The following is a 21,535-nucleotide window of genomic DNA, read 5'->3' as shown; positions in this document are numbered from 1 at the left end:
ATATATAACAAGAAAGTGAAGAGTTATAAAATTTTCTGAAAAAAGTGCGGCCAATATTTCAATAAAATTTTTCCTAAAAACGCGATTAAATCCTTTTCATCATTAACAATTCGCTATATCATATCCGTTCAATTTTATGTCGCCCCTGCATCATTTTTGCAGGTTTATTTCTACTCAGTACCAATAAAATTGGTGAAATTAGGGAGAAAACCAAAGCTAGTGGAAAATCTGGTTCAAAACAAGCCTATTATTGAGCTTCATTCTATCAAAAAATCCTATGGTTCCAACACAATTATTAATGATTTCAATCTAACCATTAATAACGGCGAATTCGTCACAATCCTTGGCCCTTCAGGCTGTGGTAAAACCACAGTTTTACGTTTATTGGCGGGTTTAGAAGAATTAGATGAAGGTCATATTATTTTGGATGGTGAGGACATTACCAATGTCCCGGCAGAAAAACGTCATATCAACACTGTATTCCAAAGTTATGCGTTATTCCCGCATATGACCATTTTTGATAACGTGGCTTTTGGTTTGCGTATGCAAAAAGTGGCAGAAAGCGAAATTAAACCTCGCGTTCTGGATGCATTGCGTATGGTGCAATTAGAGGAAATGGCCGACCGTAAACCAGCTCAACTTTCTGGTGGTCAGCAACAACGTATCGCGATTGCTCGTGCTGTTGTGAATAAGCCAAAAGTGCTGCTACTTGATGAATCTTTATCTGCGCTGGATTATAAGTTACGTAAACAAATGCAAAACGAACTTAAACAATTACAGCGTCAACTTGGTATTACCTTTATTTTTGTTACTCACGATCAAGAAGAAGCGATCACCATGTCTGACCGTATCGTCTTATTGCGTAAAGGTAAAATTGCACAAGATGGTTCACCACGTGAAATCTATGAAGATCCAGCTAACTTATTCGTTGCTCGCTTCATCGGCGAAATTAACGTATTTGATGCAACTGTGATTGAACGTAAATCTGACGATGAGCTACTTGCTAATGTAGAAGGTCGTGTATGTGATATTCACACCAGTATCTCTGCTGAAAAAGGTCAAAAACTACAAGTATTGTTACGTCCTGAAGATATTGTGATTGAAGAGCTTGACGAAAATGAGCACTCAAATGCAATTATTGGTCGCATTGTGGATCGTACCTATAAAGGGATGACACTTGAGTCTACGGTCGAATTTGATCACAACGGTAAACGCGTATTAGTGAGCGAATTCTTTAACGAAGATGACCCACATATGGATCACAGCGTTGGTCAACGTGTAGGTATTACATGGCACGAAGGTTGGGAGGTTGTACTCAACGATGAAGATAATCAATAATAAATTTCAGAAAATTACTGTTGCAATTATCTTCAGTTGGTTAATCTTCTTTGTGCTAATTCCAAACTTATTGGTTTTAACCGTAAGTTTTTTAACCCGAGATGGTAGCGACTTTTATGCTTTGCCATTTACTTTAGATAACTACACTAACCTGTTTAATCCGCTTTATGCACAGGTTGTGTGGAATTCATTGTATATGTCTGGCATTGCAACGATTATTTGCTTACTCATTGGCTATCCATTTGCCTTTATGGTCAGCAAAATTAATCCAACATATCGTCCATTTTTATTGTTCCTTGTGGTATTGCCATTCTGGACAAACTCACTTATTCGTATCTATGGGATGAAAGTATTCCTTGGTGTGAAAGGAGTGTTAAATACCATGTTAATGGATATGGGCATTTTGAGTGAGCCTATTCGTATTTTAAATACTGAAGTGGCTGTAATCATTGGTTTAGTGTATCTCCTTTTACCATTTATGATTCTACCGCTCTACTCTGCTATTGAAAAATTAGATGGACGTTTATTAGAAGCGGCAAGAGATTTAGGCGCGAATGCTGTTCAGCGTTTCTTCCGTGTTATTTTGCCATTAACCATGCCAGGTATCGTAGCCGGTTGTTTACTAGTATTACTACCTGCAATGGGTATGTTCTACGTAGCTGACTTACTTGGTGGTGCGAAAGTATTATTAGTTGGTAACGTGATTAAGAGTGAATTCTTAATTTCTCGTAACTGGCCATTTGGTTCAGCGATCAGTATCGGCTTAACCATCTTAATGGCATTGTTGATTTTCGTTTACTATCGTGCAAATAAATTGTTGAATAAGAAAGTGGAGTTAGAATAATGAGTCGTTTACTACGTAATATTTTTATGTTTGTGGTATACGCTTATTTGTATATCCCAATTATTATCTTGGTGACTAACTCCTTTAACGAAGACCGTTATGGTTTAAGTTGGAAAGGCTTTAGCTGGAACTGGTATGAACGTTTATTTAATAACGATACCTTAATCCAAGCTGCGTTCCACTCTGTCACTATTGCCTTCTTTGCTGCAACGTTAGCCACTATTGTGGGCGGTTTGACCGCAATTGCGCTTTATCGCTATCGTTTCCGTGGTAAACAAGCGGTAAGTGGTATGTTATTTATCGTCATGATGTCACCAGATATCGTAATGGCGGTTTCTCTACTAGCCTTATTCATGGTTGTAGGAATTTCGTTAGGTTTCTGGTCATTATTATTGGCACACGTAACATTCTGTTTACCTTATGTTACCGTAACGATTTTCTCGCGTTTAAATGGCTTTGATGCAAGAATGCTTGAAGCTGCAAAAGATTTAGGTGCGAGTGAAGTCACTATTTTGCGTAAAATTATTCTACCACTTGCCTTACCTGCAGTGGTATCTGGTTGGTTATTAAGCTTTACTATTTCATTAGATGATGTTGTTGTATCGTCTTTCGTAAGTGGTGTAAGCTATGAAATTCTACCATTGCGTATCTTCTCTCTTGTTAAAACAGGGGTAACACCAGAAGTGAACGCATTAGCAACGATTATGATCGTGCTTTCATTAGGATTAGTCATTTTAAGCCAATTGGTTACACGCAAAAATAATCATTAAACATTGATATAAAAAGGTTTCACAAATCTTTTAAGATCAAATAGAATACGCCTTGACGCACAATCAAGGCGTTTTTTTATACCTGCATTAATGCAGGTGGTTTTTTACCCCTCTTTTACGGAGAACAAAGAAAAATGAAAAAATTTGCAGGTTTGCTTACTGCCGGTTTAGTTGCCGCTACATTAACTGCTTGTAACGACAAAGAAGCCAAGTCTGATGCAACAAAAGCACAGGCTCCAGCAAATGATACTGTGTACTTATATACTTGGACTGAATACGTACCAGATGGTCTTTTAGATGACTTCACAAAAGAAACTGGTATCAAAGTTATCGTAGCAAGTCTTGAATCCAATGAGACGATGTATGCCAAAATGAAAACCCAAGGTGATGCAGGCGGTTATGATGTTATTGCACCATCTAACTACTTCGTATCTAAAATGGCACGCGAAGGTATGCTACAAGAATTAGATCACAGTAAATTACCTGTTATCAAAGAATTAGACCCTGATTGGCTCAACAAACCTTATGACAAAGGCAATAAATACTCACTTCCTCAGTTGTTAGGTGCGCCAGGTATTGCATTTAATACCAATACCTATAAAGGTTCTGACTTCACTTCTTGGGGCGATTTCTGGAAACCTGAATATGCAAACAAAATCCAATTATTAGATGATGCGCGTGAAGTATTCAATATTGCATTATTAAAAATTGGTCAAGATCCAAATACCAAAGATCCTGCGATTATTAAACAAGCTTATGAAGAGTTGTTAAAACTACGTCCAAACGTACTTTCTTTCAATTCTGATAACCCTGCAAACTCTTTCATCTCTGGTGAAGTAGAATTAGGTCAGTTATGGAATGGTTCTGTGCGTATCGCGAAAAAAGAACAAGCACCATTAAATATGGTGTTCCCAAAAGAAGGTCCTGTTCTTTGGGTTGATACTTTAGCGATTCCTAAAACCTCTAAAAACCCAGATGGTGCACACAAGTTAATTAACTACTTATTAGGTGCAAAAGCAGCAGAGAAATTGACTTTAGCGATCGGTTACCCAACAGCTAACCTAGAAGCGAAAAAAGTACTTCCAAAAGAAATTACAGAAGATCCATCAATTTATCCACCAGCAGAAATTCTTCAAAAAAGCTACTGGCAAGATGATGTAGGTGATGCAATTCAATACTATGAACAGTATTACCAAGAGTTAAAAGCTGCAAAATAATGCGCTTTTAAGTCATAACAAAAAGTGCGGTCAAATTTGACCGCACTTTTTTATATTTACCATACTAGAAAAAATTATTTATAGCGTTTTTTTGATGCGTTTTTATCTTGCTCTTGTAAACGTTCAAGTTTTTCTTTAATTTGAATTTCCATACCACGGTTAGTTGGGAAATAATACTGCGTATCTTTCAGTTCTGGTGGGAAATAATTTTCCCCTGCGGCATAAGCATTTGGCTCATCATGTGCATAGCGATATTCAGCGCCATAGCCTAATTCTTTCATTAAAGCCGTTGGGGCATTACGTAAATGAGGCGGTACATCAAAATCAGGAAACTCTTTTGCATGTTGTTTTGCCGCATTAAATGCGTTGTAAACCGCATTACTCTTTGGAGCCACCGCTAAATAAATAATGGCTTGAGCAATAGCTCGCTCTCCTTCATAAGCGCCCACTCTCGTAAAACAATCCCAAGCCGCTAGTGCAACTTGCATTGCTCTTGGGTCAGCATTGCCCACATCTTCTGAGGCAATCGCTAATAAACGTCGTGCAACATAAAGAGGATCGCCGCCTGCAGTGATAATTCGTGCATACCAATAAAGTGCTGCATCTGCTGCGGAGCCTCGAATAGATTTATGTAAAGCAGAAATCAAATCATAAAAACGATCGCCTTGTTTATCAAAACGCGCTTGTCGTTCACCTAATACTTCTTGCAACAAAGTGCGGTCTAATTTTTTACCGTTTTCTGTTTCAGAAGCCATATCTACCATCAGTTCAAGACAGTTTAAAGCCAAGCGAGCATCACCATTCACATATTCGGCTAATACCTGTAGTAAATTCTCTTCTAAAATTAACCGCTCTTTACCTAATCCTCGCTCTGGATCAGAAATGGCTTGTTGCAGAACTTGTTCGATTTCAGTGACTGTCAATGACTTCAGTAGATAAACTCTCGCACGAGAAAGCAAGGCATTATTTAATTCAAAGGAAGGGTTTTCCGTTGTGGCACCAATAAAAATAATCGTACCATCTTCAATATGGGGTAAAAATGCATCTTGTTGGCTTTTGTTAAAACGATGCACTTCATCCACAAATAAAATGGTTTGGCGATCTGCAAGTCGATTTTGTTTCGCGTGCTCAATTGATTCTCGAATCTCTTTCACACCGCTTGTTACTGCTGAAATTCGTTCAACTTCTGCATTGATACGATGAGCAATAATTTCCGCCAGTGTTGTTTTACCTGTCCCCGGCGGTCCCCACAGAATCATAGAATGAACATGCCCTGCTTGAATCGCTTTACGAAGCGGCTTTCCTTCCCCAATTAAGTGCGTCTGCCCATAATATTGTTCCAAATTACTTGGGCGCATACGAGCAGCTAAAGGGCGAAAGTCATTTTCAGCAAAATCAAAATTAAGATTAGACATATTCTTTCCTTAATAAGCAAAAGGTGTGAAGATTATCATTCACACCTTATGGATTATTTTTTACCTTTACGTTGGTCATCCAATTCCACGCCTTTTGGTACGCTAAATTGGAATAAGCTATCAGCTAGTGTTTGATTTGTAATGTTACGCAACACATAAAGATTGGTTTGACCATCTTTTTCTGTGGTGCTGAAATTTTTTAACACACCATTTGTATCTACACGAATATCAAACTGTTTAATGTTGCTATTTTTTGCCTTTGGTTTTAGCACAAATGTATCTGCATTCTGCGTCACTGAATACTGATTCCAGTGGCTTTTATCGTTACTGGTTAAAAGGACGAAAGGGGTATTATTTACCGCATCCTTCACCCATTGAGCTGTCACTTGTTGTACGAATGGATCGTAATACCAAAGGGTTTTACCATCTGCAATAATTTGTGTTTCTTGCGGTGATTTGGTATCCATACGGAAAAGATTTGGACGTTTAATTTGAAGTTTTCCACTTCCTTGTTGAACGTTTTTACCGCCAACAGAGGTCACGGTTTGAGAGAAATCAGCGCTCAATACTGTCACTTGATTTAAGCGATTTTGCAGCTCATCTACCGCATCAGCAAAAGCAAAACTACTTGCGCTTAAAAGTGCGGTAAGTGCGGTCATTTTTAATAATGTTTTTTTCATTCTACTTTCCTTTTTGTAAAGTGAAACTCAAGAGAATTAATATTCGGAACGTCGAGCTAAAATTTCTCGTTTTCCATTTTTCATTGGGCCTAAAATACCTTGTTCTTCCAGCTGATCCATAATTCGAGCCGCTCGGTTAAACCCAACACTAAATTTACGTTGAACATAAGAAGTCGATGTATTGCCTGTGCTTAATACAAATTCAACGACTTCATCAAATAATGCATCAAGATCGCCACTACTTGTCGTTGATTTCTCACCTGATTCTTCATCATCCGCGCCATCTAAAATGCCATCAATATAATTCGGTTTACCACGTGCACGCCAATCATCTGCCACACGCGCCACCTCATCATCACTCATAAAGGCACCGTGTACCCGAACAAGATCCGAAGAACCTTGACCTGAATATAACATATCACCACGGCCCAATAAGGCTTCTGCACCGCCCTGGTCCAGAATCGTTCTAGAGTCAATTTTGCTTGCCACAGTAAAGGCGATACGGCTTGGGATATTAGCTTTAATTAACCCGGTAATTACATCTACTGAAGGGCGTTGTGTTGCTAAAATCAAGTGAATACCAATCGCACGAGCTTTTTGTGCTAAGCGAGCAATTAACTCTTCAATTTGTTTGCCTGCAACCATCATTAAGTCCGCAAACTCATCAACGATCACGACAATATAACTCAATTTTTCTAATGGAGGCGGCATCTTATCCATTGTATCGCCAGGTTTCCAAATTGGGTTTGGAATTGGCATATTGAGTTTTTCATATTCTTCAATTTTTTCGTTATAACCCTCAATGTTACGCACACGTAAGGCTGATAATAATTGATAACGACGTTCCATTTCATCTACGCACCAACGCAATGCATTCGCCGCTTTTTTCATATCCGTCACAACAGGGGTAAGCAAGTGTGGGATATCGTTATAAATAGAAAGCTCAACCACTTTCGGGTCAATCATAATAAATTTCACTTCATCCGGTGTCACACGGAAAAGCAAACTTAAAATCATGGTATTCACACCAACAGACTTACCCGAGCCTGTTGAACCTGCAACAAGCAAGTGAGGCATTTTAGCCAAATCAACCACAACGGGTTTTCCGCTAATATCTTTACCCAAAGCCATTGAAAGCAATGATGTTGATGAACGGAATTCATTGCTATCGAGCACATCACGCAATGGCACTATTTGACGGTGTGCATTTGGCGTTTCAATACCAATATAAGGTTTGCCTGGAATCACTTCCGCCACACGAATCGCACGGAACATCAATGCTCGTGCTAAATCGGTATCAATACTTGTTACTTTAGATGCTTTTACACCCGGTTGTAATTCAAGCTCATAACGAGTCACCACAGGGCCAACTAACACATCTTGTACCGTTGCTTTGACATTAAAATTCTTCAATTGTTGTTCTATGCGTGCAGACGTGTCCAAAATTTCCTCACGCGTAATGTCTTGAGCCTGTGTAGGACGATGCTCAAGTAAATCTAAACTTGGTAATGGTGTCGTTGGTTTTTCACGTTTATTCGTTGGTTGTTGGAATGCGGGATGAATAAGCGTATCTGAATACGGCTTATAGGTTGTTTCAGTCGCATTCTCAATATGAATTTCACGCTCTTTAGGTACTGAAACCGCTGGTTCATTCAAGATCACTTTCAATGCATCTTCAGCATTTGAGGCTTTTGCTCGCACTTCCATTTCTTGCATACGTGCTTGCTCTTGTGCAGCAAACTGACGCGCCAATTCATCTTCTAAACCATCATTTTCTGATTCTAAAGGTTCATCATAAGTTGGATAAAGTGCGGTTGTATTTTCAGGTGTTTTAAGTGACACTTTTGGCATCTCATTTTCTTCAAAAATGTCATCTGACTCATCCACACTTTGAGCATTCACTTGCGGATTTTTCCATGTTGCTGAAAAATCTTCTTTTGTTGGCAATTCAACGGAAGAAGTAGTCGAAATTGACACATTCGGTAAATTGTCAGATTCAACCGTGAAGCCTTTAAACTTATCTTCTAATTTTTCAACATCTGTAGGTTCTGAAACGCTCGGTGAAGATAGCCCGCTAATATTTATTAGTTGCTCTGACTTAACAAAGTTATTTTCAGACACTTCCTCTTTTTTATCCTCTGTAGATTCAGTTTCCAATTGAGAATCAGAGAAAGCCAGTTGTTGAGGCGCCTCAATCACAATTTGTTCAAGATCATCTACAGAAGTATGTTCTGCATGCTCCTCTTCTGCCGGCTGATTTTTCATGGTTAGCCAATGATAGAATTTCACAATTAAACGAATTAATGATGCACCGGAACAGAAAATAAAGCCTACAACTGCACAGATAAAGCCGACTAAAATACAGCCAAACTTACCGAGTGTAGGATATAAATTCACCACTAAGCTGCCACCAAATACGCCACCAGCTAGATAGTAGTTCGTATTTGAAAGCAACAATGTTGCCATCATAGTTAAGCCAACGATGAGAGCAATAAAGCCAAAGGAACGTAATGCAATACGGGTTACAGAGAGAGAATGAACCGCTTTGATTTTCAGTAAATAAATCGGTACGATAAAAATGACAAACGGAATGAGATGACCGACATAGCCGAGAAAAACAAAAAACGCATCAATTAACCAAGCACCAAAAGCACCGGCTTTATTGATGGTTTCAGTTTGAAAACTTGCTGTAGACCAAGAGTTATCTAATGGCGTATAGCTTGACCATGCCACGATTAAATATAAACCTAAAAGCGCGGTCAATCCGAGTAATAATTCTGCTAAATATTGTTTCGGTGTAAATCGTTTTGTAATTCGTTTAATCATTTTTATTTTAGTACGAGATAATTAGTTTGTTTCACTTCTTCCATGACGACATAAGTTCGGGTGTCATTCACACCAGGTAAGCGCAATAATGTGGTACCCAATAATTTTCGATATGCGGCCATATCTGCTACACGTGTCTTGAGTAAATAATCGAAATCACCTGATACCAAATGACATTCGAGAATTTCATCAAGTGCTTGAATCGCGGCATTAAACTCTTCGAAAACATCCGGTTTACCACGCACAAGTGTAATTTCAACGATCACCAATAAAGGCGCATCCAATAATTCAGGATTTAATAGCGCCCGATAGCCCATAATCACACCTTGTTTTTCTAAGCGTTTTACCCTTTCTAAGCAAGGCGTTGGCGATAACCCAACTTTCTTTGATAAATCGATATTAGAGATTTTACCGTTGCGTTGTAATTCATTTAAGATTTTGATATCAATGCTATCCAACGCTTTATTTAATTTCTTTTCCATAACCTTTCCTTATGTACGGCGCATATTCTATCTAATTTATCAAAAACTTTCAGTAATCAGACAACAATAGGACAACGTTTTTTTAGAAATTATCCAAAATGGCAAGTGCATCAGCGAGTTTTTTCACCGTAAAAACTTCCATATTCTCAACCGCACTTTTTGGCTTATTAGCGAAAGGGACAATCGCGCGTTTAAAACCATGTTTTGCGGCTTCACTAATACGTTCTTGACCACTGGTTACCGGTCGAATTTCACCGGCTAACCCAACTTCCCCAAAAACAACTAAATCTTGTGGTAACGGTCGATTACGGAAACTCGAAATTAATGCAAGTAATAATGCAAGATCCGCCCCTGTTTCTCCGACTTTTACACCGCCAACGACATTCACAAAAACATCTTGATCCGACATTTGTAGTCCACCATGGCGATGTAATACCGCAAGCAATAAAGCTAAACGATTTTGTTCTAGTCCTACTGCCACACGGCGCGGATTTGCAAGCATGGAATGATCCACCAACGCTTGAATTTCAACTAAAAGCGGACGCGTTCCTTCCCAAAGAACCATTACCGAGCTACCAGGCATTTGTTCATCACCACGGCTTAAGAAAATTGCCGATGGATTTTTCACCTCACGCAAGCCTTGCTCTGTCATACCAAATACCCCTAGCTCATTCACTGCGCCAAAACGGTTTTTATGGCTACGCAATGTACGGAAACGGGAATCTGCCTCCCCTTCTAGCAATAATGAACAGTCAATAGCATGCTCCAATACTTTTGGACCCGCAAGGGTGCCATCTTTGGTGACATGCCCAACCATAATGATGGCAACTTGTCGGGTTTTCGCATAACGAGTCAGGAAAGAGGCACATTCACGCACTTGTGCCACACTTCCTGGAGAGGATTGAATATCTGAAAGGTGCATAACCTGGATCGAATCCACCACAATAATTTGAGGTTTCAACTGATCCGCTAGATTACAAATTTGCTCGACGGAGGTTTCAGATAACATATTTAATTTATCTGTCGGCAGATTTAAGCGATTAGCTCGCATAGCCACTTGTTGAAGCGACTCTTCCCCCGTGACATAAAGTGCGGTCATATTTTTTGCTAATCCACACATCACTTGAAGTAACAAGGTACTTTTCCCCGCACCAGGATGCCCACCAATTAAAATGGCACTCCCCGGTACGATCCCGCCACCTAATACGCGATCTAATTCTTTAAATCCACTGGTGAAACGCGGTGTCTCTTGCAAGCTAATTTCAGAAAGCGTTTGGATTTTTGCGCGAGTTTCTCCTGCATAACCGCTAAAACGATCATTTTTTGTGGAATTTGAGGCTGAAATTAACCGCACTTCACTAATGGTATTCCAGGCTTTACAAGCAGAACACTGCCCTTGCCAGCGCGAAAATTCAGCGCCACAATCATTACATACATAAGCAGTTTTAGGGGCTTTTGCCATTTTTGTATCCTTTAAAGAATCCGTTTTAAGCCATCAATATCATTAAACCGAGCATTCTTTCAAAATATGCACGGCTCTTTAATAACGCTTTTAACTTATCAATAGTTTGAACATTATCTTTTGTTTCACTATGAAAGGTAATTAATCCTTTTATTTCATTAAGGAAAAATTGATTACTTGCTAATAACTCAGCTGATCGATTTTCGTCCAGTTTTTCAAACAAGGCTTTGTTGTCATCATAATAATGATAAAGATTGAAAAATGCGCCGACACGTTCAACGGTTTTCATAAAATCGAAAGCAAACACATCCGTTGGGAATGAAAGGGTTTCCTCAATCAATTTCTGCTCCATTTTCATGACTGCACTTAATTGTTCGCGAGAATCAACCGTACTTCCCTCTCGTTCCTCTTTTAAGAAATCACGCCATTTATTTAACCAATCAATCAGAAGTGGTTTGCTGCCTAATTGATAGCCGCGTTTTGCTTTGCTTGCTGAACTAAAATAAATATCCTGTTCAAAAGGTAAAAGTGAGACAAAATGGAAAAGATCTGAAACGATCCCTTCTTTTAATTCGAATTCAATTTCACAAATAGGCTGTGTTTTTTCCCCCGATAAAATTTTCCCTTGATCGAAGGCCACTTCAATTTTTGATGCGCCAAACGCAATCAACCAAAAAGTGCGGTTAAAATCTGTTGAGAAAATTGGTTGTAATGTAGCGGAAGGTAAGTTTTCAAATGGATACAACGAGGTTAATTGTTCCGTTGTGGGTACTGAATTATCAGGTATAGATAAATTGTATTCTGGACGGCTATGCAATCCGCCAACCACTTTTCCGTCTGTTTTTAAAGTGAGTGTAAAATCATTATTTTCCTGACGTACACGCAATCCCATTTTTTGTTTAGCCAAAAAATGGTCGGGATAATCGAAATAGGCATTTCCCAGAAAGACTGTATTTTGTTCTAAGATATTGAATTGATTGAGATGTGTTTTTAGGGTATCGAAAGCATCAGAGGTAACTGCAAGCTTTAATTCAACTTCATTACTCATTTTATTTTTCCTTATCACTTTTAACTGTTTGAATATACAGATAATTTTATACAAATCAAGATCTTTTTCGTGTATTTCCTTATAAAATCAGGTAATATGCAACCGAAATTTTAACCCTTGTTATGGAGTAAAACACCTATGGCAATGAATAATATTCTCGGATTATTTGCCCATTCTCCTTTAAAACCACTACAGAAACATTCTGACAAAGTGACTGAATGTTGTGATTTATTAATTCCATTCTTCCAACATACCTTTGTAAAACAATGGGATGATGCGGAAAAAACACGTCTAGACATTTCTCAATGTGAACGTGAAGCAGATAGTTTAAAACGCGAAATCCGTTTGAAATTGCCTCGCGGTTTATTTTTACCCATTGATCGTACCGATTTACTCGAATTAGTCACCCAACAAGACAAATTAGCTAACTATGCTAAAGATATTGCTGGTCGTATGATTGGTCGCCAATTTGGCATTCCTGAAGAAATGCAGGAAGAATTTTTGCATTATGTTCAACGTAGTTTAGATTCTATTCATCAAGCTCATTTAGTGATTGAAGAAATGGATAAACTACTTGAAACCGGTTTTAAAGGCCGTGAATTAAAGTTAGTGAACCATATGATTCAAGAGCTAGACAGCATTGAAGACGATACAGATCAAATGCAAATTAAATTACGTAAAATGCTCTACACGATTGAAAGTCGTTATAACCCTATTGATGTGATGTTCTTATATAAAATCATCGAATGGGTAGGCGTATTAGCCGATCAAGCTCAACGTGTTGGATCTCGCATTGAATTAATGCTAGCCCGTTCCTAATTCTGACGACATTAACTACAACATAGGAAATCACTATGGAAATTATTAATGCATACGGTTCGTGGTTAGTCTTAATTACCGCGGTATTCGGTTTTTTTATGGCATTTGGTATTGGAGCCAACGACGTATCAAACTCAATGGGTACCTCAGTTGGTTCGGGTACCATTACAGCTAAACAAGCCATTATTATTGCCCTCATTTTTGAATCTGCCGGGGCTTATTTAGCCGGCGGTGAAGTAACAGAAACCATCAAAAGTGGTGTGATCGATCCCTCTCAATTTGTCGAGATGCCAGATGTATTGGCATTAGGGATGCTTTCTACTCTCTTTGCATCAGGTGCTTGGTTATTTATCGCCACAAAAATGGGTTGGCCTGTTTCTGGTACTCACACCATCATCGGAGCTTTAATTGGTTTTGCTTGTATTACGATTGGCCCAAGTTCTGTTGACTGGTCTACTATCGGTGGGATCGTTGGAAGTTGGTTTATCACCCCCGTGATCGCAGGACTTTTAGCTTATACCATCTTTGCCAGTATCCAGAAACTCATTTTCGATACCGAAGAACCACTGAAAAACGCACAAAAATATGGTCCTTACTACATGGCGATTACCGTATTCGTACTTTGTATCGTGACCATGGCGAAAGGGTTAAAACACGTTGGTTTAAATCTTTCTAACAATGAAACCCTCTTTATTTCATTGCTTATCAGCGTTGTTGGTATGATTTTCTGCCATTTCTACTTCCGCAGCAAAGCATTTACTGCAAAAGCAAGAAAAGGATCATTCGGATCGGTTGAAAAGATTTTTAGTATCTTAATGCTTCTAACCGCTTGTGCAATGGCATTCGCACATGGGTCTAATGACGTAGCTAACGCAATTGGTCCGCTTTCTTCTGTGGTATCAATCGTGCAAAATGGCGGGAAAATCCTGAGTGGTGGTGATTTAGCCTGGTGGATTTTACCTTTAGGTGCATTAGGTATCGCCGTTGGTCTTATCGCAATGGGACAAAAAGTAATGGCAACCGTAGGATCGGGTATTACCGATTTAACCCCTAGCCGTGGTTTTGCCGCACAATTTGCAACTGCGATGACTGTTGTTGTCGCATCGGGTACAGGTTTACCAATCTCCACGACACAAACTTTAGTGGGCGCAATCTTAGGTATCGGTTTCGCACGTGGTATTGCGGCGCTTAACTTGACAGTTATCCGTAACATCATTAGTTCATGGGTTGTAACGTTGCCTGCTGGTGCATTCTTTGCGATTGTGATTTTCTACATCCTTCGCGCGATTTTCCACTAGTATAATTATTATAAGTGCGGTTTGTTTCATTTTCCGACCGCACTTTCTTCATGAATCTAGGAAGTATTATGTCAAAAGTGAGCAAACTTTTATTTTCTTGTGTTCTATTGGGATCAACCATTGGAACAGTACAAGCTGAAACGCAATATGTGACAGAAAATCTGAACACATATTTACGTCGTGGTGCAGGTGATCAATTTAAGATCGCGGGTGCAATCCAATCTGGCGAAGCGGTAACAGTCTTAGGACAAGAAGGAAAATATACCCTAATTCGTGATAATAAAAATCGCGAGGCATGGATTTTAACCTCAGAACTGAGTTCTACGCCAAGTAGCCGTGAAGAAAATCCAAAATTAAAAGCACAGGTACAAGAGTTAACATTAAAGCTGAATCGTGTCGATTCAGATTGGCAACAACGCACAAACGAAATTCAACGCCGTAGCAAACAAGCTGAACAACAAAGTAGTGAATTGCTTGAACAAAATTCACAACTTAAACGTGAATTAGAAATGACGAAAAATAAAAATCGTGATTTAGAAGCCATGCTTGATGCCAATAAACGTGAAATTGCGATCCAATGGTTTATTTATGGCGGCTCAGTATTAGGTGTAGGTTTATTAATTGGCTTAGTATTACCTCACATTTTACCTAGACGTAAACGCCGTGATAGCTGGTAATGATTCATCATTGAGGTAGGCATTTGCCTACCTTTTCTTTATATATTGATGGGAGAGTAAAATGGAAATTTATCTTGTCGGCGGTGCTGTACGCGATCAACTTTTAGGTTTACCAGTAAAAGATCGTGACTGGGTTGTCGTGGGAGCAACACCAGAAATGTTGCTGGCTCAAGGTTACCAACAAGTTGGCAAAGACTTCCCTGTTTTTCTCAATCCTGAAAACCATGAAGAATATGCACTTGCTCGTACAGAACGAAAATCAGGTAAAGGTTACACCGGGTTTATTTGTGATTTCTCAGATGATATTACGCTTGAACAAGATTTAATTCGTCGAGATCTCACCATTAATGCCATTGCCCAAGACAAAGATGGCAATCTGCACGATCCTTATCATGGTGTAGAAGATATTCACCAACGTATTTTACGTCATATTTCCCCCGCTTTTGCTGAAGATCCACTTCGTGTATTGCGTGTCGCACGCTTCGCTGCTCGATTCCATCATTTAGGTTTCTCAATTGCCGAAGAAACCCTTAAATTAATGGCTGAACTCACTGAACAAGGTGAACTCGCCCACCTAACGGCTGAGCGAGTTTGGATGGAAACGGAAAAAGCATTAAATGAACCGAATCCTGAGATTTATTTTGAAACGCTAAATCAAGTCGGCGCACTCAAAGTACTTTTCCCTGAGATTTCCGCCTTAGACGGTGTACCGAACCCAGCCAAATACCATCCTGAAATTGATAGTTTTATTCATACCATGCTCGTATTACAGCAAGCGGTTAAACTCACAGAAAATAGCAATTGGAATAAAAGTGCAGTCCGTTTTGCCGCAATTTGTCATGATCTTGGCAAAGCCCTTACACCAAAAGAAATGTGGCCAAGTCATCATGGTCACGAAAAAGTAGGGATTAAACCGACTCGTTCATTATGCAAACGTCTTAGGGTGCCTAATTATCTTCAAGAATTAGCCGAATTAACTTGTGAATATCACACGCATGTGCATAAAGCCTTAGAGCTTCGCCCCGAAACAGTGGTGAAACTCTTTAATACGTTTGATGTTTGGCGTAAACCTCAGCGCTTCGAAGAATTTCTATTAGTATGTTTATCTGATACTCGCGGACGAACTGGTTTTGAAAATAAAGAATACCCGCAAATTGATTATCTCAAAGTGCTTTATCAAGCTGCACTTGCTGTTGATGTACAGCAAGTCATTGTAGATGGGTTTGAAAAACAAGGCATTCGAGATGAATTAACGCGTCGAAGAATTGCTGCGGTGAAAGCGGAGAAAACACGCTTAAATGCTTAATCCATCTTTACTAAAAGTAAACTAACCCTTACAATATGTGCAATTTTTTAGTAAATATTTTGTTATGAAATTATTAAAATCTCTTCTAGCATCTGTATTTGCAAGTGTGATCTTATCCGCTTGTACTCTTGATGCAGAGCGCCCAACAGATGTTCAACATATCGATAAAAACGATATTACGTGGCAACAGCACCTCAAAAAAATCAAACAAATTCAATCTTATAGCACAAAAGGACAAATTGGTTACATCAGTCCACAAGAGCGTTTTTCTAGTCGCTTTGAATGGCAATATCAAAACCCGAAAGCCTATAAGTTAAAACTTTATTCTCTGATTAGCAAAACAACGCTAACCATGGAAATGCATCCAAATGGCATGACCATTTCAGATAATAAAGGCAACCAACAATCTGATAAAAACGCCAAATTATTGTTACGCGAAATCATCGGAATGGATGTGCCATTAGAGCATTTAGCTTATTGGTTAAAAGGTCAGCCAGCGGATAACGCCGATTACCAAGTTGGAACTAATCATCTTTTATCCGAATTTAGCTACCCACTTGATGGCTCGATGTGGACAGCCGATTACCTGAGCTACCATCCGGATAATTCTATGCCTGAAAATATTCTATTAAAGAATAAAAGTACATCACAAACCCTAAAAATTCGTGTGGATGAATGGGCGTTCTAATGAAAACACATCACTTTTCGACCGCACTTTCAACTTCTCTTGGAAAGCCTAACCGCTTTCCAAGCCCCGCGAAACTCAATTTATTTCTCTATATAAACGGTAAACTGCCAAACGGCTACCACGAATTACAAACCCTTTTCCAATTTCTTGATTTCGGCGATTGGCTCACTATTGATATTTGCCAAGATAAACAAATCCGCATCTCTCCTGAAATTCCAGGCTTACCTCTAGAACAAAACTTAATCTATCGTGCAGCGACACTCCTACAAGAAAAAACAGGCTGTACACTCGGCGCGACAATTCATTTAGATAAAATTCTGCCCATGGGCGGTGGGATTGGCGGCGGCTCATCCAATGCTGCAACGACTCTGCTTGCTTTGAACTATTTATGGCAAACCCATCTATCCATTGATGAACTTGCCGAACTTGGGCTAAAACTCGGGGCTGATGTGCCTATCTTCGTTCATGGCCAAGCTGCTTTTGCCGAAGGGGTGGGTGAAAAAATCCAATACTGCGAACCACAAGAAAAATATTATGTGGTACTAAAACCTGAAACTTCGATTTCTACTGCGGTGGTTTTTAGCGATCCCGATTTGCCTCGAAATACAGAAAAAAGATCCCTTGCCGAACTTTTGAATCAACCGTTTGCAAACGATTGCGAAAAAGTCGTGCGAACTCAATATCCTGAAGTTGAAAAAGCCCTACTATGGTTGCTACAATATGCACCAGCCAGATTAACCGGAACCGGGGCTTGTGTTTTTGCTGAATTTGATGATGAAAAATCAGCACAAGCTGTTTTCCAACAAAAACCGAAGGAATTTTTCGGCTTTGTTGCTAAAGGATTAAACGTTTCACCATTACATGCGATGTTGAAACAACTCTCGACCAACCAATCTATCTACACTCAACCTGAGGTTATATAAAATGCCAGACATTAAACTCTTTGCTGGAAATGCTACGCCTGAGCTAGCGAAAAAGATTTCTGAACGTCTTTACATTTCATTAGGCGATGCCACTGTTGGACGCTTTAGCGATGGTGAAATCCAAGTGCAAATTAATGAAAATGTGCGTGGTGCAGACGTGTTTATTATTCAATCCACTTGTGCACCAACGAATGACAACCTGATGGAATTGATTGTAATGGTTGATGCTTTACGTCGTGCATCTGCTGGCCGTATTACTGCCGTTGTTCCTTATTTTGGTTATGCTCGTCAAGATCGTCGTGTACGTTCTGCTCGTGTGCCAATCACTGCAAAAGTGGTAGCTGATTTACTTTCAACTGTAGGGATTGACCGTGTATTAACTTGTGACTTACACGCAGAGCAAATCCAAGGTTTCTTTGATGTACCAGTTGATAACGTATTTGGTTCACCGGTTTTACTTGATGATATCTTGAAGAAAACCGATCTTGTCAATCCTATCGTTGTTTCTCCAGATATCGGTGGTGTGGTTCGTGCACGTGCAGTCGCGAAATTATTAAATGATACAGAGATGGCGATTATCGATAAACGTCGTCCACGCGCAAATGTATCACAAGTTATGCATATTATCGGGGATGTTGCAGATCGTGATTGTATCCTTGTGGATGATATGATTGATACAGGTGGTACATTATGTAAAGCGGCTGAAGCATTAAAAGAACGCGGTGCAAAACGCGTATTTGCTTACGCAACTCACGCCGTTTTCTCTGGTGCAGCCGCACAACACTTAGCGAGCGATTCCATTGATGAAATTGTGGTAACGGATACTGTGCCACTTTCACCAGAAATGAAAGCGCTTGGTAAAGTGCGCGTGCTGACTCTTTCAACGATGCTTGCTGAAGCAATTCGTCGTATCAGCAATGAAGAATCTATTTCAGCAATGTTTGAATAATTCTTTCACTTAGTATTCATTTTATAAAGTGCGGTCGGAAAGTCTTGTATTTTTCGACCGCACTTTTTTATGCTTCGACTAAAAATAAGGCAAAAAAAGTGCCCCACTGGGGCACTACTCGGAAAGCAAAATAGATGTCGGCTATTTAAAAATAGCACTTGTTTTTAGTGATTTAAGAATACGGCAAAGTCCTTTATATTGCAAATAGCAATGTTCAAATTTGTGAGCTAAATCACGCTTTTTCTTCACTTTTTTATGTTTAATCATTTTCGTATAAAAAAAGAGGAGCATACAGCTCCTCTTCTCTAGAAATAGAATTAAATTAACCGTTAATAAATTTTTCGCCTAATTCAATATCTGCACGCAATGTTGGTAACATTGCTTCTAAAGCTTCTTGTTCAAATTTGCTTAAGGTACCGATTGGTAAAATTTCTTCTACACCTTCTTTACCTAAACGTACAGGTTGAGCGAAGAAACGTGCGTATTTACCATCACCTTCTACATAAGTACATTCAACCACAGTTTCGCCACTTAAGCCTTTCACTAATGAACGCGCAAAACGTGCTGCCGCTTGAGCCATAGAAAGTGTCGCAGAACCGCCACCCGCTTTTGCTTCAACCACTTCAGTACCTGCATTTTGGATACGTTTTGTTAATGGTGCAATTTCCTCTTCTTTCCACTCAGCATATTGAACTTGTGAAAGTAATGGAAGAATCGTCACACCTGAGTGGCCGCCAATTACCGGTACGCTTGTACGAGAAACATTTAAGCCTTTTAATTCAGATACGAATGTTTCAGAACGTAACACGTCTAAAGTAGTGACACCGAATAATTTACGTTTGTCGTAAACACCCGCTTTTTTCAATACCTCTGCAGCAATCGCAACAGTCGTGTTCACAGGGTTGGTGATAATACCTACACAAGCTTTTGGACAAGTTTTTGTAACATGTTCAATTAAGTTACGCACGATACCCGCATTGATATTGAAAAGATCTGAACGATCCATACCCGGTTTACGTGCTACCCCTGCAGAAATTAAAACGACATCAGCACCTTTAAGTGCTGGTGTTGGATCTTCTCCCGCAAAACCTTCCACTTTAACCGCTGTTGGAATATGACTCACATCTTTAGCCACACCTGGTGTCACTGGTGCAATATCATAAAGTGCTAATTCACTTTCAGCGGGTAATTGTAATTTAAGTAATAAGGCTAATGCTTGACCAATACCGCCTGCTGCGCCTAATACTGCAACTTTCATAAAATACTCCTCATGTATTAATTAATCCTAACTAGGTAGAATTTTAAAGTCTTAGTCATTAAATTACAAACAGAGAAATTCAATAATGCGATCTAGCTCAAACTTTTCAAACGGCAAATTTATTTTAATTGCCTAAAATGAATTTTTATGCAATTCTTATGCAAATTCCCCTATACGAGAATAACTATGTCAGATCAATTAACTAAAGCATTTAAAGAACTGCTCAATCAAGAACGATTTGCTTCTCAAAGTGAAATTGTTGAAGCCTTAAAAAAACAAGGATTTCAAAGCATTAACCAGTCTAAAGTTTCACGCATGCTAAGTAAATTTGGCGCAGTTCGTGCAAGAAATACGAAAATGGAAATGGTGTATTGCTTGCCAAGTGAATTAAGTGTACCCGCTACTAGCAGCCCATTAAAAAATTTGGTTTTGGATATTGATCACAATGATTTCGTTATCGTCATTAAAACCTCTCCAGGTGCGGCACAGTTAATTGCCCGCTTATTGGATTCCATAGGTAAACCTGAAGGCATTTTAGGCACGATTGCAGGAGATGACACCATTTTTGTGACACCAACAAAAGGCACAACAATTAAATCGCTTTTAGAACAAATTCAAACGCTCTTTGAAAGCAATCTATAATGAATATCTTAGTGACCGGTGGAACCGGATTTGTTGGAAAACCCTTATTTGAATCGCTACTTTCACGTGGCGATAGCGTTACCGTATTAACTCGCTCTATTGAAAAAGCCCAAACTATTTTTCCTGAAAAAACACCGCAATTTTTGACCGCACTTTCAACACTCAAAGATTTGAATGGCTTTGATGCGGTCATAAATCTTGCCGGTGAGCCAATCTTCGATAAAAAATGGACTGTTCAACAAAAAGAGAAACTGCGTCACAGTCGTATTGATTTAACCCAACAGATTGTTCAACTCATTAACCAAAGTGAACATCCGCCTGTATTGATTTCAGGTTCAGCCACCGGAATTTATGGAAACTGTGGTGAAGACCAGATCACTGAAGGCACGCCTCCAGGTAGTCAATTTACCGCACAACTTTGTATTGATTGGGAAAATGCAGCCAAACAAGCCAACACAAGAGTCTGTTTAGTGAGAACCGGATTAGTGCTTTCTCCAAAAGGTGGGGCTTTTGCTAAAACTCTACCGCTCTATCGCTTTGGACTAGGCGGCAAATTAGGAAATGGTGAGCAATATTGGAGTTGGATTGCGTTAGAGGATATGGTAGAAGGCCTTCTCTTTTTACTTGATCATAATAATTGTGAAGGTGCATTTAATTTTACTGCGCCACATTCTGTTAAAAACAAGACATTCAACCAATTATTAGGTAAAGCATTACATCGTCCTTGTTTTGCTCAAGTGCCTCAATTTTTACTTACCTCTCTTCTAGGCGAGCGCGCTTGCATTCTTTTAGACAGCCAAAATGTCTATCCAAAACATTTGCTGGATTGTGGGTTTACATTCAAATATTCAGAATTAAGTGATTATTTCCATAATATACTTTAAAAACAAAAG

Annotated in this window: 20 protein-coding genes; 13 read left to right on the top strand and 7 right to left on the bottom strand. The window is 39.2% G+C overall.

Annotation, left to right across the window (positions count from 1 at the left end):
* Nucleotides 1-219 precede the first annotated feature (219 nt).
* The 4 genes from potA (at nucleotide 220) to DPV85_RS03530 (ending at nucleotide 4,169) form a co-directional block, all read left to right on the top strand.
* On the top strand, nucleotides 220-1,338 hold the full coding sequence (gene potA, locus DPV85_RS03545; RefSeq protein WP_111327083.1) for a spermidine/putrescine ABC transporter ATP-binding protein PotA: 1,119 nt from the start codon (nucleotides 220-222) through the stop codon (nucleotides 1,336-1,338).
* Nucleotides 1,322-2,182, top strand: coding sequence for a spermidine/putrescine ABC transporter permease PotB (potB, locus tag DPV85_RS03540; protein WP_111327082.1), 861 nt, complete (start codon nucleotides 1,322-1,324; stop codon nucleotides 2,180-2,182). Before potA ends, potB begins: the two co-directional genes overlap by 17 nt.
* Entirely contained in the window at nucleotides 2,182-2,952 is a 771-nt protein-coding gene (potC, locus tag DPV85_RS03535; protein WP_005695832.1) for a spermidine/putrescine ABC transporter permease PotC, read from the top strand. Before potB ends, potC begins: the two co-directional genes overlap by 1 nt.
* 134 nt (nucleotides 2,953-3,086) lie before the next feature.
* Entirely contained in the window at nucleotides 3,087-4,169 is a 1,083-nt protein-coding gene (locus tag DPV85_RS03530; RefSeq protein WP_005698550.1) for an extracellular solute-binding protein, read from the top strand.
* Nucleotides 4,170-4,243: 74 nt separating this feature from the next.
* On the opposite strand, the gene DPV85_RS03525 is transcribed toward DPV85_RS03530, so the two are convergent.
* From DPV85_RS03525 to DPV85_RS03500, 6 genes are all read right to left on the bottom strand, one after another.
* Nucleotides 4,244-5,584 (bottom strand): replication-associated recombination protein A, encoded by a 1,341-nt coding sequence (locus DPV85_RS03525; RefSeq protein WP_111327081.1) that lies wholly within the window; start codon nucleotides 5,582-5,584, stop codon nucleotides 4,244-4,246.
* A 53-nt stretch (nucleotides 5,585-5,637) separates the two neighbouring features.
* Entirely contained in the window at nucleotides 5,638-6,264 is a 627-nt protein-coding gene (gene lolA / locus DPV85_RS03520; protein ID WP_111327080.1) for an outer membrane lipoprotein periplasmic chaperone LolA, read from the bottom strand.
* A 36-nt stretch (nucleotides 6,265-6,300) separates the two neighbouring features.
* Nucleotides 6,301-9,090: a DNA translocase FtsK gene (locus DPV85_RS03515; RefSeq protein ID WP_111327079.1), complete on the bottom strand. Its 2,790-nt coding sequence runs from the start codon at nucleotides 9,088-9,090 to the stop codon at nucleotides 6,301-6,303.
* A gap of 2 nt (nucleotides 9,091-9,092) precedes the next feature.
* On the bottom strand, nucleotides 9,093-9,572 hold the full coding sequence (lrp, locus tag DPV85_RS03510) for a leucine-responsive transcriptional regulator Lrp (protein ID WP_005695827.1): 480 nt from the start codon (nucleotides 9,570-9,572) through the stop codon (nucleotides 9,093-9,095).
* Nucleotides 9,573-9,654: 82 nt separating this feature from the next.
* On the bottom strand, nucleotides 9,655-11,034 hold the full coding sequence (gene radA / locus DPV85_RS03505) for a DNA repair protein RadA (RefSeq protein WP_111327078.1): 1,380 nt from the start codon (nucleotides 11,032-11,034) through the stop codon (nucleotides 9,655-9,657).
* Nucleotides 11,035-11,059: 25 nt separating this feature from the next.
* On the bottom strand, nucleotides 11,060-12,082 hold the full coding sequence (locus DPV85_RS03500; RefSeq protein ID WP_111327077.1) for a CYTH domain-containing protein: 1,023 nt from the start codon (nucleotides 12,080-12,082) through the stop codon (nucleotides 11,060-11,062).
* Between the two features lie 138 nt (nucleotides 12,083-12,220).
* Here DPV85_RS03500 and DPV85_RS03495 point away from each other — a divergent pair, with 138 nt between their 5' ends.
* From DPV85_RS03495 to DPV85_RS03465, 7 genes are all read left to right on the top strand, one after another.
* A complete protein-coding gene (locus tag DPV85_RS03495) occupies nucleotides 12,221-12,901 on the top strand; it encodes a TIGR00153 family protein (protein ID WP_049372644.1) in 681 nt (226 codons plus the stop codon).
* A gap of 35 nt (nucleotides 12,902-12,936) precedes the next feature.
* Complete coding sequence (locus tag DPV85_RS03490; protein ID WP_111327076.1) at nucleotides 12,937-14,199, top strand: inorganic phosphate transporter; 1,263 nt, start codon at nucleotides 12,937-12,939, stop codon at nucleotides 14,197-14,199.
* Nucleotides 14,200-14,267: 68 nt separating this feature from the next.
* Nucleotides 14,268-14,876, top strand: a complete 609-nt coding sequence (locus DPV85_RS03485; RefSeq protein WP_070582232.1) for a TIGR04211 family SH3 domain-containing protein — start codon at nucleotides 14,268-14,270, stop codon at nucleotides 14,874-14,876.
* A 61-nt stretch (nucleotides 14,877-14,937) separates the two neighbouring features.
* Complete coding sequence (locus tag DPV85_RS03480) at nucleotides 14,938-16,182, top strand: multifunctional CCA addition/repair protein (RefSeq protein WP_111327075.1); 1,245 nt, start codon at nucleotides 14,938-14,940, stop codon at nucleotides 16,180-16,182.
* A 64-nt stretch (nucleotides 16,183-16,246) separates the two neighbouring features.
* Complete coding sequence (gene lolB / locus DPV85_RS03475; protein WP_111327074.1) at nucleotides 16,247-16,870, top strand: lipoprotein insertase outer membrane protein LolB; 624 nt, start codon at nucleotides 16,247-16,249, stop codon at nucleotides 16,868-16,870.
* The gene (gene ispE / locus DPV85_RS03470; RefSeq protein ID WP_111327073.1) at nucleotides 16,870-17,793 is read left to right on the top strand and encodes a 4-(cytidine 5'-diphospho)-2-C-methyl-D-erythritol kinase; all 924 of its coding nucleotides are present in this window, start codon (nucleotides 16,870-16,872) and stop codon (nucleotides 17,791-17,793) included. The genes lolB and ispE overlap by 1 nt, the downstream gene beginning before the upstream one ends.
* Before the next feature lies 1 nt (nucleotide 17,794).
* On the top strand, nucleotides 17,795-18,742 hold the full coding sequence (locus DPV85_RS03465; RefSeq protein ID WP_111327072.1) for a ribose-phosphate pyrophosphokinase: 948 nt from the start codon (nucleotides 17,795-17,797) through the stop codon (nucleotides 18,740-18,742).
* 322 nt (nucleotides 18,743-19,064) lie between these two features.
* Here the strand turns inward: DPV85_RS03465 and mdh are convergent, their stop codons facing one another.
* Nucleotides 19,065-20,000 carry a malate dehydrogenase gene (gene mdh, locus DPV85_RS03460; protein ID WP_111327071.1) on the bottom strand — a complete coding sequence of 312 codons (936 nt, stop codon included), beginning with the start codon at nucleotides 19,998-20,000 and terminating at the stop codon, nucleotides 19,065-19,067.
* A 186-nt stretch (nucleotides 20,001-20,186) separates the two neighbouring features.
* Between mdh and argR the strand changes: the two genes are divergently transcribed.
* Nucleotides 20,187-20,642 (top strand): transcriptional regulator ArgR, encoded by a 456-nt coding sequence (gene argR, locus DPV85_RS03455; RefSeq protein WP_111327070.1) that lies wholly within the window; start codon nucleotides 20,187-20,189, stop codon nucleotides 20,640-20,642.
* Nucleotides 20,642-21,526, top strand: a complete 885-nt coding sequence (locus DPV85_RS03450; protein WP_111327069.1) for a TIGR01777 family oxidoreductase — start codon at nucleotides 20,642-20,644, stop codon at nucleotides 21,524-21,526. Before argR ends, DPV85_RS03450 begins: the two co-directional genes overlap by 1 nt.
* Nucleotides 21,527-21,535 lie beyond the last annotated feature (9 nt).

The organism is Haemophilus parainfluenzae (assembly GCF_003252725.1).
Lineage (GTDB): Bacteria > Pseudomonadota > Gammaproteobacteria > Enterobacterales > Pasteurellaceae > Haemophilus_D > Haemophilus_D parainfluenzae_L.
This window is presented reverse-complemented; position numbering and strand designations above follow the sequence as displayed.